Source organism: Conchiformibius steedae (genome assembly GCF_014054725.1).
GTDB classification, from domain to species: domain Bacteria; phylum Pseudomonadota; class Gammaproteobacteria; order Burkholderiales; family Neisseriaceae; genus Conchiformibius; species Conchiformibius steedae.
This window is the reverse complement of the sequence record NZ_CP059563.1, coordinates 128,280-144,082: the sequence shown is the minus strand read 5'-3', so window position 1 is coordinate 144,082 and position 15,803 is coordinate 128,280. Positions and strand designations below refer to the sequence as shown.

The following is a 15,803-nucleotide window of genomic DNA, read 5'->3' as shown; positions in this document are numbered from 1 at the left end:
TCTTTCTATAAAAGGTTAAAGTTGTCCGTAGGAATGCAGTCCGCTTAAAAACATATTCACGCCCACAAAGGCAAAAGCGGTAATAAACAAGCCGATAATCGCCCACCACGCCAACACTTTACCGCGCCAGCCTGCCACCAAACGCATGTGCAGCCACACGGCGTAGTTCAGCCAAACGATAAACGCCCATGTTTCTTTGGGGTCCCAGCTCCAGTAGCGTCCCCATGCGTCTGCTGCCCATAGTGCGCCCAAAATGGTGGCAATGGTAAAAAATAGAAAGCCAACCGCAATGGCTTTGTACATGGCTTCTTCAATATGGGCGGGGTCGGGCAGGAAACGGCTGCCGCGCAGTGCCAATAGCTCGGCAATACCGAACATCGCCGCCATACCAAATGCGCCGTAGCCGATAAAGTTGGCGGGAACGTGAATTTTCATCCACCACGATTGCAAGGCGGGAATCAGCGGTTGGATTTGGTGTGCGCCGCGCGAAACGCTGTACCACACCACAAAACCCGCCAATACGCACATCAGCCCGTACACAAATCCGCCCAGCTTTTGCATGGCAAATTTTTTCTCGTAATACAGATACATCAGCGCGGTAATCACCATAAATAAAATAAACACTTCATACAGGTTAGACACAGGAATGTGTCCGTTGTTGGGGCGCAGCAGATAGCTTTCGTGCCAACGCACCAGCAATCCCGTAAAGCCTGCAAACGCGCCTGCCCATGCCAGATTTGTGCCTAAATTCAATAACAAATTACTTGTGGGGGCATCGGGACGGCGTTTTTGTGCCTGACGTGCGGCGAGTGCGCCCACGCTGTAAGCAGCAAACGCCAATATGGTCAGGGCGCATTGCCACATCACGGCGGATTGGCTGCTTAAAAAGTAGCGCAGTAAAAATTTGCCTTGGGCTTTGCCTGTGGCAGCAGCGATTTGGTCGCTGGCGTGGGCGATGTTGCCCGCATACAGCCACACCGCCAAACCCGCAGCAGCAGCCGTTCCCAGCATAAACCAGCGCATGGGCTTGAAAAACCAGCCCAAACCAATGGCAATGGCAGCACTTGACCATAAAATCGCCACTTCATACACATCCATGTGATGCGGGATTTTGATGTGTGCTGTGATGGTTATTGTCAGTACGACTGCGGCAAACAGCCAGTCAGACGGGCGCAGGGTTTTGAGAAACGCACGTTGCTGCAACAATTCGTGCTGCGGCAGCGGCGGTGCTGGAATCCTGTCAGATGAATGGTGGCTCATGGTGTGTCCTTTCGTTAAAAATCATTATTGTGATGGCGTGGCGGGCGCAATCCATGCCACGGCTGCCTGTACCACCCAGCCCACGCCAAAGGCAAACAGCAGCGTGCCTGCGCCAAATGTTCCGCCTAACAGCCAGCCTGCCGCGCATACCGATACTTCCAAAGCAGTACGCACTACGCCGATGCGCCAGCCCGTAGCACGACAGATGCCTACCATCAAACCGTCTCGTGGACCTGCACCCAAATGGCAGGTTAAATACAATGCCGAAGCCGTTCCCACCGTCAGCACCCCACCCATGCACAACAGCAGTCTTGCCCACAGCGCATCGGGCGCGGGCAACAGTTGCACCATCAACCCCAACACTGCTGCAATCACCACCATATTGCACAGCGTACCGATACCAGGGCGCATTCGCAGCGGCAGCCACAACAGTAGCACCACCGCGCTCACAGCAAACGTTACCCAACCCAAACCCACACCCGTGGTCAGCGCAATGCCCTGTGCCAGTACCGTCCACGGTGTTGAACCCAAAGCACCCAGCACCAACATCGCTTCGCCCACGCCAAACAATGCCAGCGACAGTAGCAATACCGTCAGCGACAAGGGCGTGGGTCGCCACAGTGAGGGCGCAGACCAGCGCGTATGCGGTAAAACTTTACGGTTTTTCATGTGCTTGTGGGCTTTCCGCCGTTTCTTGTGCCAATACGCTTAATTTGTGCAGATGTTCGGGGAACTCGCGGTTTAATTCGCGCTCGTTTCGCGCTGCGGACATGGCAAAATGGGCGTTGTCGCCGTCAAACAGCAGCCATGCGCGTTTTTCGCGCACATAAAACATAAATACCGTTCCCAACACCAGCAGCAGCGAACCCAAATACACCAAGCCTGCACCAGGGGATTTACTCATTTGAATCCCCGACATATTCACGGACTTGTAACCTGTCATTTGCAGCAGCACGGGCGCGGAAAATTGCGTTAAACCTGTGTAGGCATCCAAGCTGTTGAGAATAAATTTATTCCGTGCTTCGCCTGCGGGCATGGCGGGAAGCTGTTTGTAAGCAAGGGCTTCGTCTAGGGCGTGGTGCATCGCGCCGATTAAAATCTGATACATCAGCTCGCCCGTTTTTTGCTGTTCGGCAGCGGGAACGGTGTTTTTAATGTGGCTGTCGATGGTGTGAAAACCGCCGCGTTGAAATTGTGCCAACAGGTGTTTGACGGCTTCTTGAAACTGCGGGCGCACTTCTTCGCTAACGGCGGCAGCGGCTTGGGCAATGATTTTTTCTTGTGCTTCGGGACGGCGCAGGGTTTCGCGCAATGCCATAAAGCTGTCGGGTTTGCCCTGTGCATCGGCGGGAATCATCAGCCAGCGGTAGGGTTCGTTGGCGTTGGCGCGTTCGCCTGTGGCAAAGTACAGGCTGCCTTCGCGCAACAGCGGCAGCATATAATTGACGTATTCGCGGGCTTGTCCTGCACGGTCGCGGATTTTAAAGGTAATGGTGGGTCCGACATTTTGAAATTTTTTGTCTTGGCGCACGCTGCGCACTTCGTGCAGCTTGCCCGATAGGTTGTCGGGGGTGTCGGGGCTGTCCAAGTTTTCTACGTTATACACGCGCAGTTCGCCAAATTCCAAACGGTATTGTCCCGTGCTGCCCAAATCAAGGGGGTATTGGCGTTGGGAAACGGCTTTCATAGCGGCGGCTTCGCCGTTTCCGCCCAAATTCCATGTGCGAAACTGCACGTCTGAACCGCCGTCGCCATAGCTTGCCTGATACAGGGTAACGCCGCGATGGGTAAAGGGGTGATTGACGCGGATGGTTTTGTTGATGACTTCGCCGCTGGCGGTATCGGTAATGCGCAGGTCGCTGGCAAAATCTTTGGGCATGCCCGTATCGTAAAAATCAATATGAAATTTTTTCAGTTCCACGCTAAAGGGCAGTTCTTGCAGCAGCATGCCTTTGTCGGCGTTGATAAAGGCAGCGGAAGTGGTTTGTCCTTCTACGATTTCGGCATTGGCGCGGAAAGAGGGGTTTTGCGTGCCTAAAATGCTGTGTGGCTGAAAATCGCGGGCAAACACGGCGTTTTGTTCAGGCACAATGCGCCCGCCCAACATACCCAGTTTTAACAATAAGTTGCTGTCAATCAATCCGCCAATGCAAATCACAATTAGGGCGCTGTGCGCCAAAATATAACCCCATTTGTTGGCAGAACCTTTTTTGGCGGCGAGCAATAGTGTGCCGTCGTCGCGGCTTTGGCTTTTGACGCGGAAGCCGTTTACTTCCAAATAACGCTGTGCCACGGCGGGATTCAGCTGGGGAAGGGCGGCGTTGTGGCGCATGTGGGTCAGCGATTTGGCGGTGGCGTTGAGGCGGAACGAACGCATCTCGCGCAAAAAGGGCGGAATATTGCGCCACAGACACAGCCCTGTGCTAATCACAAGAAATAGCATAATCAGCACAAACCACCATGAGGCGTAAACGTCAAACAAACCCAAAGAACGGAACATTTCCGCCCAAAACGGTCCGAATTTAACGACATAGTTTTGCGGGGGCTGATTTTGTTGCAGCACCGTGCCGATAACCGAGGCAATCGCCAAGACACACAACAGCGCCACGGCAAAACGCATGGAACTTAAAAAGGCAAACCACGGACGGCGGATAAGGGGGATTTTTGACATGGGTCAGTCCAATATATTGACGGCGGTGGCGGCGTTGTTGCGCACCACATACAGTTCGTTGCCGTTTGCCAGTTCGGCAAGAAAAACATCTTCTAATTCAATGCCCATTTCGGCAAGCGCAGCAATCAGCCAGTTGGGGTCTCTGCCGATTTGTTTGAGCTGTCCTGCCAAAATCTGCCCTTTGTGCGCGAGCAGGAAATTGCGTCTGCCTTCGCCGTGTTTGATAACGGTGAGGGTGCCGTCTGCTTCAATTTGGGCAAAATCCACTTCGCGCAGCGAGTAAATTCCGCGTGAACGCAGTTGCGCCATAAAATCGGGCAGGTGAAAGGGGGTACGCGCTTTGAGCAGATGGGGTTGCAGTTTGCCGTTGATGATAACGGACAGGGCTTTATCCGTTGTGCTTGGGCGGGCGGCGGGATACAGAAAACGGTTGAGCAGCAGCATGATGCCAATGGCGGCAAGCAGTTGTGCCAGATAGGATAAAACGGCGGTGTCAGGTTGATAAACGGTGCTACCTGCCATGCCGCCAATGAGCAAACCGCCCATCACATCAATGGGCGTTAATGCTTGGATTTGGGTTTTGCGCTTGAGTGTTAAATAAGCGGCAACCGTGGCAAAACCGGCAAGCAGTTTGAATGCGGCAAACAGGTGTGGGGCTGTCATGTAGGGCATGGCGGGCGGTAGAAACGGCGATTTTAACGCGGATTCAGGCTGCCCGAAACGGTTTTACCGCTTGGGCAGCCTGTAATAGATTGAAGCTATTGTCAGTATAAGATACTGAACGCGGCATCAAAAAATCAATTTAGGGCGTGTCCCTATTTGCTTTGCCAAGCGGTTTTTTGAGTAGAAATCCGTGTATGCAAGGCAAAAATCCGCGCAAGGTTGAACACCTTGCAAGGATTTTTAACGCGGCAGACGCGGGTTTATACCAAAAACACCGCCGCATAAGTAAATAGGGATATGCCCTAGTGCAAACCTTGAATAAAGTTCGCCACGGCTTTCATGTCTTCTTCGCTCATGCGTTTGGCGATGTCGCGCATCATATTGCCCGTGCGCTGGTCGGCGGCGTAGGCTTTCAGCTGGGTGACCACATAATCGGCGTGCTGACCGCTCAAACGCGGATAGGCGGTAACTGCCGTACCTGCAGCAGGAATGCCCGCACCGTTGGGGCTGTGGCACGCCATGCAAGCAGGGATTTTTTTCTCTGGCAAGCCGCCACGGAAAATTTTTGCGCCCAATTTCGGGTCGGGTTTGGGATTGGTTTCGCCCGAACGCGGCGGCTGTTTGGCATAAAACGCCGCCACATTGCGGATGTCTTCATCGCTCAAACCCTGCACCATCGGCATCATTGCCGCTGATGAACCGGTGGTGCGTTTGCCTTCTTTGATGTCTTTGGTTTGTTTGTAAATAAATGCGGGATGCTGACCCGCCAAACGCGGATAAGCAGCAATGCTGCTGTTGCCATCAGCGGCATGACAGGCAGCGCACACCGTTTCGGCGATTTGTTTGCCTTTAGCCAAATCGGCAGCGGGCGCGGCAACAGCCGTTGCACCCAACAGCCACAGCGCAGGTACCATCAGTCGTTTCATGGAAAATGCTCCTGAATAATGGGCTGCGCCGCAACAGCGCAACCGTTGTTGTCGTTATGCTTGCAACGGTGCGGAAAACGCACAAATCCGCCTGCCGCCGCGTCAAACATGGTATTCTATACAATATCTTGATTCTACACAAATGCCCGAACCATGAGCCGTCTGTTTCAAAACGCCAAATTTTTTACTACCGTCAATCACTTGAAAGACCTGCCCGACACCCCCGCCGAAATTGCCTTTGTGGGGCGCAGCAACGCAGGAAAATCCAGCGCGATTAACACCTTATGCAACCATGTGCGTTTGGCGTTTGTGTCCAAAACCCCAGGGCGCACCCAACACATCAACTTTTTTGAGCTGTCTAACGGCTGCTTTATGGCGGATTTACCGGGCTACGGCTATGCCCAAGTACCCGAAGCCATACGCACCCATTGGGTAACGCTGCTGGGACAGTATTTGCAAACCCGCCCGCAACTGCGCGGTTTGGTGCTGATTATGGATGCCCGCCACCCCTTAAAAGATTCCGACAAAAAAATGCTGGAATTTTTCCTGCCCACTGGCAAGCCCGTGCATATCCTGCTTTCCAAAGCCGATAAATTATCCAAGAACGAACAAATTAAAACCTTGTCGGCAGTCAAACAATCGTTGCGCGGCATGGCACAAACACAGCAAATTTCGGTACAACTGTTTTCCAGCCTAAAAAAACAGGGCATAGACGAAGCCGAAGCCGCCGTAGGCGCATGGTTTGCATCAGACCACACCCGCGCCGACAACGAAGTTTAACGCCATGCCAACACATCACAACAAGGCACAGGTTTATAATGGCACTTTCAACCCGATTGCACCGAAAGGAACTGCCATGCAAAAAATCTTCCGTTTTGCCGCTATAGCCGCTGCCGCGTTTGCCTGTGGTGGCGCACTTGCCGATGATTTGGTGATTGACAGCAAAAAAGAAGTGCTGTACGAATGCCGCTGGTTAAACGGTAAAAAAGACGACACCATTCAATTGGGCGTGATGTACGGTATGCACAAAGGGCGCATTGTCGCAGCGCAGGTAAAATTAAACGATGTGATTTCCCCCGGATTATTCCCTGTAGAAAACGGCAAGCAAGTGAGCCGTTTTGCCAGCGCAGGCGGCACATTGTGGACAACTGAGCCTTTGGATGCCAAAACGTTAGACCAAAAAAACGGCGGCGTATTTTCAGTGCGCCAAGGCAATACCAACCGCATTGTGGTAGATAACTGCAAGCTGGATAAAGCCACCACTGCCAAACTGAAATAATGCTTGATTAAGCAATACAAACCCCATATCCCGTGTAAACAGGATATGGGGTTTGCTTATGAGAATAAATTATTGTTTGCTTGCGCCAAATGCACCGCCAAATTTACCGCTGGCAGGTTGGTCGGCAATTTCACGTTCGTCAAACACGCCTGCTAATTCTGCGCCGTTATCGCCATAAAATGTACCTTTGGTAAAGACTTTATTATGCGTACCTTGGAAATGGCTGCCTTGAATGGTGGCGCGTAAAGGGATGTCTCGGTATTGCCCAGTAAATGACAAAGTACCCTCTAAAGTTTTTTTGCCAAAATCAACAGTGAATTGTGATGTTCCTTTGAAATCATCTTTTTCATCATCCACTAATGCTAAAGCGCGTCCCCGATAAGTGGCACTTCCTTTATTGGGTAAAGATTCACTTTGGCTGCCTTGGGCAAACAAATAGGCAAAATCTTTACTGGGGTGTTTGTATGTGGAAACTGTGCCATAGCGGGCATATTTTAAGTGTGTACCGATAATACCGTATTCAGTTTGTTTGTCCCAATCAAAAAAATCACTATCTTTAGTGCGATTAATGGCATCTTCGGGAATCAGGGCAATACTTTGTCCTTCAACTTGTAAAATTTCCAATTTGCCATTGGGGGTGTGAATGCTGGTATCGGGGGAAAATTTCTCGTATTTTTCACCAAAATAATCACCTGTAATCACAGTAGATTTAGGTGGCTGGGTAGTGGGCTGGTTGCTGTTTCCACTATTGTTTGGATTACCCGCAGAGGTGTTGGGCGGATTGGTGGCGGGATGATTTCCGCCATGATTTTGATTATTGCCTGCTTGGGTGCCAGAGGGCTTGCCTTGATGGGTGTTGGGGTAGGGCAGTTCTTGCAGGGAAGTGCCGCTGCTGCCACAAGCGGTTAGCAGCAGGGTAAGGGCGAGTGTGCTAAAAAGGGTTTTCATAATCTACCTTATTGATATGGATAAAAATATGTTCGGTGAGGCACGGCGCTTATATTGGCAGAATATGGGGGTTTTGGCAATCTTTCGGCTGGTAAATAAAGGGCAAACTGCCTGAAAACCCACAGAACGGTTTTCAGGCAGCGGAGTTTACAAACGCATCACGCCCGTTACGCCTTTCACTTCTGCCACCGATGCCAAAACACGCGGTAAATCATCTACTTGTTTGACTTCTAAAGTGAAACGCATGGTGGCTTCCATTTGGCGCGATTGGGTTTGTACGGCGGTTACGTTGATTTTGTGGCGGGTAAGGGTGTCGGATACGTCGCGCAGCAAGCCCGAGCGGTCGTGGGCGCGGACTTCAATGCCGATGGCAAACACTTGTTCTGCCGAAGCCTGCGCCCATGCTGCGGGCAGGACTTTTTCGGGGTGTTGGCGCGAGAGGTTGGCAAAATCGCTGCAACTTTGCCGATGCACGGATACGCCGCGGTCGCGGGTAATAAAGCCTGCGATTAAATCGGGCGGGGCGGGTTTGCAGCATTTTGCCAGATTGGTCAGCAAGCCGTCTTCGCCGTCTATCAATACGCCGTTGCCGCCTGCTTTGATTTTGGATTTGCGGACAATATTTTGCGGCGATGCGGGCGGTGGCGGTGGGGTGGTTTCACAGGCTTTTTGGACGGCGCGTGGGGTAAGTTCGCCTTGTCCGAGTGCGCTGTACAGCTCGTCCAACTGCTTAAAACCGAGTTTTTCGCACAGCTGCTGCTGGTTGGGTTTGGGGTGGATTTTGGCGATGATTTTGTCAAAACGGTTTTTGCCGTCTTCGCGGATGGTTTCGGCGTTTTGGCGGCGGATATGGGCGCGGATTTTGCTGATGGCGCGGTGGCTTTTTACCCAACCTTCGTGCAGCCAGTTTACCGAGGGTTCGCCTGATTTGGCGGCGATGATTTCCACGCGCTGTCCGTTTTCCAAGGGGGTGGATAAAGGCACAATCTGCCCGTCCACTTTTGCGCCGCGGCAGCGGTCGCCCAAATCGCTGTGCAGGGCGTAGGCAAAATCAATGGGGGTCGCGCCTGCAGGCAGCGACAGCACTTTGCCGTGCGGGGTCAACACATAAATGGTGTCGTTAAACAATTCGGTTTGAAAGGCGGCGGCAAGGTCTTCCGTGCCGCTTTGCGCCATGTTTTCGCGCCAGTCCAGCAATTGTCGCAGCCAAGCAATTTTTTGTTCGTAGGCGCTGTCGCCTTTACCGCCTTCTTTGTAACGCCAGTGCGCCGCCACACCGAATTCGTTGAATTCGTGCATTTCAAAGGTGCGGATTTGCACTTCAATGCCCTTGTCTTCCGGTCCGACAATCACGGTATGCAGGCTTTTGTAGCCGTTGCCTTTGGGGTTGGCGATGTAGTCGTCAAACTCACCCGGAATCGGTTGCCACAGGCTGTGGACAATGCCCAAGGTGCTGTAACATTCTGCCACGCTGTCCACCAAAATACGCACGGCGCGGATGTCGTACAAGCCGTCAAAATCCAGCTTTTTCTTCACCATTTTTTTGTAAATGGAATAGATGTGCTTGGGACGACCTGCAACATCGTAATGAATGCGGGCTTTATCCATTTCGCCGCGCAAAATATTGAGAAAATTGTCAATATATTCTAGGCGTTCTTCGCGTTTTTCGTCTAATAGGGTGGCGATGCGGCGGTATTCTTCGGGATTATGATGGCGGAAACCGAGGTCTTCCAGCTGCCATTTGAGTTGCCACACACCCAAACGGTTTGCCAAGGGCGCGAAAATATCCAATGTTTCTTTGGCAAGGGCGCGGGTGGCAGGGGAATCGGGCACTTGTCCGAGATATTGCATGGTGCGCGTGCGTAGGGCGAGTTTAATCAGGACGACACGGATGTCGGACACCATCGCCAACAGCATTTTACGCATGGCTTCGGCTTGTTGGGCGCGTTCTTCGGGGGTGGCAAGGGCATCTACACGGGCAAAATGGGTGAGTTTTTGGACTTCGTCTATACCGTGAACGAGTTGGCAAACGGTGGGACTGCATTGTTCGCTAATCAGGGTTTCCCAGTCGTTGGCATAGGCGGGCAGGTCGGTCAGCACGGTGGCGGCAACGGCATCGGCAAGCAAATCCATATCCGCCACCATTTGTGCAGCAGACAGCAAACGCGGCAACAGCGGTTCGCCTGCCTGTGTGCCGCGTGCATCGGCGGGATAGTGTTGTTCGGCAAGGGCGAGGGCGTTTTCCAATACGCGGCGCGGCGCGGTTTCTTGCGCGGCGGCGTAGTTAAGATAGGATTGGCGCAGTTCGGTCATGGTGCATCTCCTGATGGCGGGTGATGCGTCAATATAGCCGATGCGGGGGATTATGGGAAGCAGCTTTAGGGCGTGCCTCTATTTGCTGATGCGGCGCTATTTGGGGCAAAGCAAATGAGGTCCGCCTAATCTGTACTCAAACGGCTTAAACCGGGCAGGGTGGCAAAACCTTCACGGCGGACAATATCGCAAAAATCATTGAGATAAATACGGTCTTGGTCTTGACGGCGTAAAGCGGCGTATAACTCGCTTTGCAGCGGTGGCGTACCGATTTGACGCGCCACCACATAGTTTTTTTCCACATAGGGCATCACCGACCAATACGGCAGTGCCGCCACGCCGCGTCTGCTGGCAACCAGTTGCACAATGGCAATGGTTAATTCGCTGTGGCGGCGCGGCGGATTGATGCCCTGCGGCAGCAGCAGTTTGCGTGGTAAGTCCAGCATATCATCAGGCACGGGATAGGTAATCAGCGTTTCGGCGGCAAAATCTTCGGCTTGCCAGATTTTGCGTTCTGCTAAAGCGTGGTCGGGGGCGCAAATGCCCACCATTTCATAAGCAAACAGCGGACGATAAACAATTTCGGGCTGGGGGATGGCTTCCGATACAATCGCCAAATCTGCCCTTTGGCTTAACAACAGGGCAACGGGGTCTGCCTGAAAGCCCGACACAATATCCAATTCCACCTGTGGCCACTGTGGGCGGAACACGCCCATGGCAGGCATTAGCCAATCAAAACAAGTGTGGCATTCCACCGCCAAACGCAGCTGTCCCGCTTCGCCGTGTACGATTTGGGTTAAATCGCGTTCCGCCGCTGCCACCAAAGGCAATAACTCGTGCGCCAGCTTCAACAGCCGTTCGCCTGCGGGGGTAAAACGCAGCGGCATGGATTTGCGTTCAAACAGCGGCGTATCAAAATGTTTTTCCAAAGCACGGATTTGGTGCGACAACGCTGATTGGGTTAAAAACACCCGTTGCGCAGCCACCGCCAAGCTGCCCGTGTCTGCCAAAGCCGCCAATGTACGCAGATGACGCAGTTCTAAAATGGATTCCATCATGTAGTTTATATAGTTAATGTGATTTATTTTTCAGACAAGGCGGCGATGCCGCAGACAGTACAAAAGTACGGCAAGGCACGCCAACGCCGTATGAGAAATAAAGCATATTGACTATACTTGACACACAGGGCAAAAAAACGTACCACGTTGCCCGATAACCGTTTTTTCCACAGGCGCACCGCAGTGTAAACAAGGCTGTCCCGCACGGGCATACACCTTGTATTCCTGCTGAAAATAACCGCTTTTGCCTTCGCTGTCCACAAAATCGCGCAGCGTGCTGCCACCTGTGGCAATCGCTCGCGCCAAAATTGCTTTTACTGCTGCCACCAAACGGGTACAGTCGTCCAAAGTAAGCGATTTGGCGGGGCGGGACGGCAGCAATCCCGCTTGAAACAGGCTTTCGTTGGCATAAATATTGCCCACGCCCACCACCACCGCATTGTCCATTAACGCCGTTTTAATCGGGCGCGACTGCTTGTGCAATGCCTGAAACAGATATTGCGCGGTAAAATCCGCTTCTAAAGGTTCGGGACCCAAATTTGCCAGCAAGGGATGATGTTCTGCCGCGCCCGCAAACCACAAAACCGCCCCAAAACGGCGCGGGTCGTGGTAACGCAAAACCGTATCATCATTAAAAATAAAATCCACATGGTCGTGTTTGCCTGCGGCAGGCGCGTCGCCGCGAAACACACGCAAACTGCCCGACATCCCCAAATGAATCAAAACCATGCCCGTATCAAAACGGATAAGCAGGTATTTGGCGCGGCGTTGGCAGTCGCGCACGGTTTGCCCGCGCAGCACATCGGATAAATCGGCAGGTACTGCCCAACGCAATTTGGGCTGGCGCACCTGTACATTGGCAAGGGTTTTGCCGCTGATGTGCGGGGCAATCCCGCGCAAGGTGGTTTCAACTTCGGGTAATTCAGGCATAATCTTTATTATTAATTAATTAAAAATGGATTTTAAACCGCTTCCCAATGTTCGGCATACAGCTGCAATTCTTCATTGCCGCGCCATTCGTTTACAGTGGGGCGGTACACCATGCGGATGTGTTCAGGCAAATCTTGCGGGCAACGCCAAAACATGGCTTCAAATTCGCAGCCGTCTTTTTTCAGCCACGCTTTCAGGTGTTGTTTGTCGCCACCCAAACGCTGTTGGCGCAATACGCTGAATTCGTCGGCAAAACTGGGCGGGGGAAATCCTTGTCCCCACACGGGACGCGCCAGCTCACGGGCAACGGGCAGGGTTAAATCGCTGCTGTCCAAGCTGCCGTCTGTCAAATAGGTTTGCGACAGCAAATCTTCGTCTGCCAATTCGGATACGACTTGTTCCAATACGCGCTCAAATTCTGCCAAGCCGTCTTCACGCATACTCAAACCCGCTGCCATAGCGTGTCCGCCAAAACGGGAAATCAGCTTCGGACAGCGTTTGGACACCATATCCACGGCATCGCGCAGATGCAATCCGGGTAGGGAACGTCCTGAACCGCGGATTTCGCCCTTGCCTGCGGGGGCAAAAACAAAAGTGGGACGGTAAAAACGTTCTTTCAAACGTCCTGCCACAATGCCTGTTACGCCCTGATGAAAATCGTCGCGGTAGGCGCACAGGGTGAGTTGCTGCGGGGGCAGGCTGGCGGGAAAGCTGCTTAAAATATCCGCCAACATGCCTTGCTCGATTTCCTGACGGGCTTGGTTCAGGCTGTTTAATTCGGCGGCAAGGCTTTGTGCGGTTTCCAAATTATCTGCCAACAAACAGGCAATGCCTACTGACATATCGTCCAAACGCCCTGCGGCGTTCAGGCGTGGTCCAAGGGCAAAACCCATATCAAAGGGTTGGGCTTTGCGCGGGTCGCGGCGAGCGGCTGCAAACAGGGCGTGAATGCCGTGGCACATTTTGCCTGCGCGCATTCTTTTCAGCCCTTGCGAAACGAGAATGCGGTTGTTGCGGTCAAGCGGGACAACGTCGGCAACGGTGCCCAATGCCACCAAATCCAGCAGTTCTGCCAAATTGGGTTCGGGGCGTGTGGTGGAAAAATATTCGCGTTGGCGCAATTCGGCGCGTAAAGCGGTTAAAACGTAAAAAATCACGCCCACACCCGCTAGGTTTTTACTGGGAAAGGTGCAGCCTTTTTGATTGGGATTGACGATAATGCAGTCGGGAACGCGGTCGCCGGCAACGTGATGGTCGGTAACAATCACATCCATGCCACATTCGCGGGCGCGGGCAACGCCTTCGCTGCTGGAAATGCCGTTATCCACGGTAACAATCAGTTCTGCGCCGCGTGTGTGGGCGATGTCTGCCAGTTCGGGGGTGAGTCCGTAGCCGTGTTCAAAGCGGTTGGGAACGAAAAAATCGGTTTTTGCGCCCATGGCTTGCAAGCCTTTGACGGCAACGGTGCAGGCGGTGGCGCCGTCTGCGTCGTAATCGGCGATAATCAGGATGTTTTCTTGACGATGTATGGCATCTGCCAAACGTGCAGCGGCGGCGGTGCAGCCTGTGAGTGCCTGATAGGGCAGCAGCGCGGCGAGTGAGTCGCCCAATTCGTCAGCGGACGCAACGTGGCGGGCGGCAAACAGCCGTGCCAGCAGCGGGGGTGTACCTGCCTGTTCCAAAGCGGCTTGGGCAGCGGAATCAACGGGACGGCGGGCAATCAGTTTGGCGTGAGACATGGTGTTTAGCGGTTTTGGGCAATATCGGGCGTGCTGACGCGCACATCGGCATTTTGGGCGCGGTGGCGCAGGGCGTGGTCTGCCAGCACCAAGGCAAGCATGGCTTCGGCAATGGGCGCAGCGCGTAAACCGACACAGGGGTCATGTCGTCCATGGGTAGCGATTTGTACGGGATTGCCGTGAATATCGATGCTTTGGCGCGGGGTGGCGATGCTGCTGGTGGGCTTGATGGCAAAGTCGGCAACAATGGTTTGCCCTGTGGAAATCCCGCCCAAAATCCCGCCTGCGTGGTTGGATAAAAAGCCTTGCGGGGTCAGTTCGTCGCCGTGTTCGCTGCCACGTTGTGCCACGCAGTCAAAACCTGCGCCGATAGACACGGCTTTGACGGCGTTGATCGACATCAGGGCGTGGGCAATATCGGCATCTAGGCGGTCAAACACGGGTTCGCCCAAACCGACAGGCACATTCCGCGCTTCAATATGTAATTTTGCGCCCACGGAATCCAGCGATTTACGCACGCTGTCCATATAGGCTTCCAATTGGGGGATTTGGGAACGGTTGGCGGCGAAAAAGGGATTTTCGTCAATAAAATCTTCGCTTTCAAAGGCGATGGTTTGTGTGCCGATTTGGGTAACGTAGCAGATAAATTGCGTACCGAATTGTTGTTTAAGCCATTTTTTGGCAACCGCACCTGCGGCAACACGGGCGGCGGTTTCGCGGGCTGAACTGCGTCCGCCGCCACGGTAATCGCGGATGCCGTATTTGTGCCAATAGCTGTAATCGGCATGGCCGGGGCGGAAACTTTCGGCAAGATTGCCATAGTCTTTGCTGCGTTGGTCGGTATTGCGAATCAGCAGGGCAATGGGCGTGCCGGTGGTTTTGCCGTCAAACACGCCCGATAAAATTTCTACTTGGTCGGCTTCGCGGCGTTGGGTAACGTGGCGGCTGGTACCGGGTTTGCGGCGGTCTAGGTCGTGCTGGATATCGGCGACATTCAGTTCCAGCTGCGGCGGACAGCCATCAATAATACAGCCCAAGCCTGCGCCGTGGCTTTCGCCAAAAGTGGTGATGCGGAACAGTTGTCCGAAAGTGTTGCCTGCCATGCGGTTTATCCTTGCAAAACAAAAACCGAGTGTAGCACAGAGCGGCGCGGGCGTGCGGCGGGATTGTGTTTAGTGTGTACCGATAAATGCGCTATAATGCTGTTTAATCGGAATATTAAGGAAAGATTATGCTGGGTGCAGCCATTGGCAATATGGTCGGCTCACGCTTTGCGCCAGAACACAAAAGCACCGAATTTACCCTGTTTACCCGCGATAGCGCCTATGGCACGCCAACCATCTGCACGGCTGCGGTGGGCGATTGGGTGTTGAATGGGTGCAGCCAAAGCCCTGCGGTGTATTTGCAAAAATGGTGTCGCCGTTATCCGCATCCGCACGATGCCTACAGCCTAAATTTTGGCAATTGGCTGTGGCAAGGTACACCTGAACCTTATGGTAGCCTTGGGGTAGGGGCAGCATTGCGGGTGTCGGCGGTGGGGTGGGCGTTTAACAGCTTATCGGAAACGCTGAATATGGCTTGCGACAGCGCGGTGGTCACCCACGACCACACCGAAGGCATTAAAGGGGCGCAAGCCGTCGCCGCTGCCATTTTTTGGGCGCGGACGGGCGAAAGCAAAGCCTTTATCCGCGACAACACAGCACGTTTGTTTGGCTATGATGTGGGGCGCAGCCTCAGCCGCATCCGCCCAAACTACCATTTTCATCACAGCAGCCCGCATATTGTGCCTGTGGCGCTTACCGCTTTTTTTGAAAGCGAAACATTTGAACACGCACTGCGTTTGGCGGTATCGCTGGGTGGGAATGTATCGGCGGTTGCCACGCTTACAGGCGCGGTTGCCGAAGCCTATTATCGCGGCATCGCCCCCGCCATTCGTCAAAAAACGCTGCGGACGCTGCCTGACGACATCACCGAAGTCTTGTTAAATATCCCCATGTAATCCCATACAAAAAAACG

At 53.3% G+C, this 15,803-nt stretch carries 14 protein-coding genes; 3 read left to right on the top strand and 11 right to left on the bottom strand.

Annotation, left to right across the window (positions count from 1 at the left end):
- Nucleotides 1–15: 15 nt before the first annotated feature.
- The 5 genes from ccsB to H3L98_RS01060 all read right to left on the bottom strand — a co-directional run bounded on the left by ccsB (nt 16) and on the right by H3L98_RS01060 (nt 5,520).
- Nucleotides 16–1,260 carry a c-type cytochrome biogenesis protein CcsB gene (gene ccsB, locus H3L98_RS01080; RefSeq protein WP_051532073.1) on the bottom strand — a complete coding sequence of 415 codons (1,245 nt, stop codon included), beginning with the start codon at nt 1,258–1,260 and terminating at the stop codon, nt 16–18.
- Between the two features lie 24 nt (nt 1,261–1,284).
- Nucleotides 1,285–1,929, bottom strand: a complete 645-nt coding sequence (yczE, locus tag H3L98_RS01075) for a membrane protein YczE (protein ID WP_027022024.1) — start codon at nt 1,927–1,929, stop codon at nt 1,285–1,287.
- Complete coding sequence (locus tag H3L98_RS01070; protein ID WP_034333563.1) at nt 1,916–3,931, bottom strand: cytochrome c biogenesis protein ResB; 2,016 nt, start codon at nt 3,929–3,931, stop codon at nt 1,916–1,918. The genes yczE and H3L98_RS01070 overlap by 14 nt, the downstream gene beginning before the upstream one ends.
- 3 nt (nt 3,932–3,934) lie before the next feature.
- A complete protein-coding gene (locus H3L98_RS01065; protein ID WP_027022026.1) occupies nt 3,935–4,594 on the bottom strand; it encodes a DUF421 domain-containing protein in 660 nt (219 codons plus the stop codon).
- 302 nt (nt 4,595–4,896) lie between these two features.
- Entirely contained in the window at nt 4,897–5,520 is a 624-nt protein-coding gene (locus H3L98_RS01060) for a c-type cytochrome (protein ID WP_027022027.1), read from the bottom strand.
- 153 nt (nt 5,521–5,673) lie between these two features.
- On the opposite strand from H3L98_RS01060, the gene yihA reads away from it, so the two are divergent.
- Both yihA and H3L98_RS01050 read left to right on the top strand, forming a co-directional pair.
- Complete coding sequence (gene yihA, locus H3L98_RS01055; RefSeq protein WP_027022028.1) at nt 5,674–6,300, top strand: ribosome biogenesis GTP-binding protein YihA/YsxC; 627 nt, start codon at nt 5,674–5,676, stop codon at nt 6,298–6,300.
- 76 nt (nt 6,301–6,376) lie between these two features.
- The gene (locus tag H3L98_RS01050; protein ID WP_027022029.1) at nt 6,377–6,799 is read left to right on the top strand and encodes a hypothetical protein; all 423 of its coding nucleotides are present in this window, start codon (nt 6,377–6,379) and stop codon (nt 6,797–6,799) included.
- 69 nt (nt 6,800–6,868) lie between these two features.
- Here the strand turns inward: H3L98_RS01050 and H3L98_RS01045 are convergent, their stop codons facing one another.
- The 6 genes from H3L98_RS01045 to aroC all read right to left on the bottom strand — a co-directional run bounded on the left by H3L98_RS01045 (nt 6,869) and on the right by aroC (nt 14,890).
- Entirely contained in the window at nt 6,869–7,747 is an 879-nt protein-coding gene (locus H3L98_RS01045; protein ID WP_027022030.1) for a Slam-dependent surface lipoprotein, read from the bottom strand.
- A gap of 147 nt (nt 7,748–7,894) precedes the next feature.
- Nucleotides 7,895–10,060 (bottom strand): RelA/SpoT family protein, encoded by a 2,166-nt coding sequence (locus tag H3L98_RS01040; protein WP_051532074.1) that lies wholly within the window; start codon nt 10,058–10,060, stop codon nt 7,895–7,897.
- 125 nt (nt 10,061–10,185) lie between these two features.
- Complete coding sequence (locus H3L98_RS01035; protein ID WP_027022032.1) at nt 10,186–11,115, bottom strand: LysR family transcriptional regulator; 930 nt, start codon at nt 11,113–11,115, stop codon at nt 10,186–10,188.
- Nucleotides 11,116–11,229: 114 nt separating this feature from the next.
- A complete protein-coding gene (mutM, locus tag H3L98_RS01030; protein WP_027022033.1) occupies nt 11,230–12,048 on the bottom strand; it encodes a bifunctional DNA-formamidopyrimidine glycosylase/DNA-(apurinic or apyrimidinic site) lyase in 819 nt (272 codons plus the stop codon).
- Nucleotides 12,049–12,080: 32 nt separating this feature from the next.
- On the bottom strand, nt 12,081–13,787 hold the full coding sequence (gene recJ / locus H3L98_RS01025; protein ID WP_027022034.1) for a single-stranded-DNA-specific exonuclease RecJ: 1,707 nt from the start codon (nt 13,785–13,787) through the stop codon (nt 12,081–12,083).
- Nucleotides 13,788–13,792: 5 nt separating this feature from the next.
- On the bottom strand, nt 13,793–14,890 hold the full coding sequence (gene aroC / locus H3L98_RS01020) for a chorismate synthase (RefSeq protein WP_027022035.1): 1,098 nt from the start codon (nt 14,888–14,890) through the stop codon (nt 13,793–13,795).
- 128 nt (nt 14,891–15,018) lie between these two features.
- Between aroC and H3L98_RS01015 the strand changes: the two genes are divergently transcribed.
- Complete coding sequence (locus H3L98_RS01015; protein WP_027022036.1) at nt 15,019–15,786, top strand: ADP-ribosylglycohydrolase family protein; 768 nt, start codon at nt 15,019–15,021, stop codon at nt 15,784–15,786.
- Nucleotides 15,787–15,803 lie beyond the last annotated feature (17 nt).

Excerpts from the sequence above, each read along its gene's own strand:
- H3L98_RS01040 (WP_051532074.1), bottom strand. The coding sequence starts at position 10,060 with ATGACCGAACTGCGCCAATCCTATCTTAACTACGCCGCCGCGCAAGAA.
- H3L98_RS01060 (WP_027022027.1), bottom strand. The coding sequence starts at position 5,520 with ATGAAACGACTGATGGTACCTGCGCTGTGGCTGTTGGGTGCAACGGCT.
- H3L98_RS01065 (WP_027022026.1), bottom strand. The coding sequence starts at position 4,594 with ATGACAGCCCCACACCTGTTTGCCGCATTCAAACTGCTTGCCGGTTTT.
- H3L98_RS01015 (WP_027022036.1), top strand. The coding sequence starts at position 15,019 with ATGCTGGGTGCAGCCATTGGCAATATGGTCGGCTCACGCTTTGCGCCA.
- H3L98_RS01035 (WP_027022032.1), bottom strand. The coding sequence starts at position 11,115 with ATGGAATCCATTTTAGAACTGCGTCATCTGCGTACATTGGCGGCTTTG.
- recJ (WP_027022034.1), bottom strand. The coding sequence starts at position 13,787 with ATGTCTCACGCCAAACTGATTGCCCGCCGTCCCGTTGATTCCGCTGCC.
- ccsB (WP_051532073.1), bottom strand. The coding sequence starts at position 1,260 with ATGAGCCACCATTCATCTGACAGGATTCCAGCACCGCCGCTGCCGCAG.
- yczE (WP_027022024.1), bottom strand. The coding sequence starts at position 1,929 with ATGAAAAACCGTAAAGTTTTACCGCATACGCGCTGGTCTGCGCCCTCA.
- aroC (WP_027022035.1), bottom strand. The coding sequence starts at position 14,890 with ATGGCAGGCAACACTTTCGGACAACTGTTCCGCATCACCACTTTTGGC.
- H3L98_RS01070 (WP_034333563.1), bottom strand. The coding sequence starts at position 3,931 with ATGTCAAAAATCCCCCTTATCCGCCGTCCGTGGTTTGCCTTTTTAAGT.
- H3L98_RS01050 (WP_027022029.1), top strand. The coding sequence starts at position 6,377 with ATGCAAAAAATCTTCCGTTTTGCCGCTATAGCCGCTGCCGCGTTTGCC.
- H3L98_RS01045 (WP_027022030.1), bottom strand. The coding sequence starts at position 7,747 with ATGAAAACCCTTTTTAGCACACTCGCCCTTACCCTGCTGCTAACCGCT.
- yihA (WP_027022028.1), top strand. The coding sequence starts at position 5,674 with ATGAGCCGTCTGTTTCAAAACGCCAAATTTTTTACTACCGTCAATCAC.
- mutM (WP_027022033.1), bottom strand. The coding sequence starts at position 12,048 with ATGCCTGAATTACCCGAAGTTGAAACCACCTTGCGCGGGATTGCCCCG.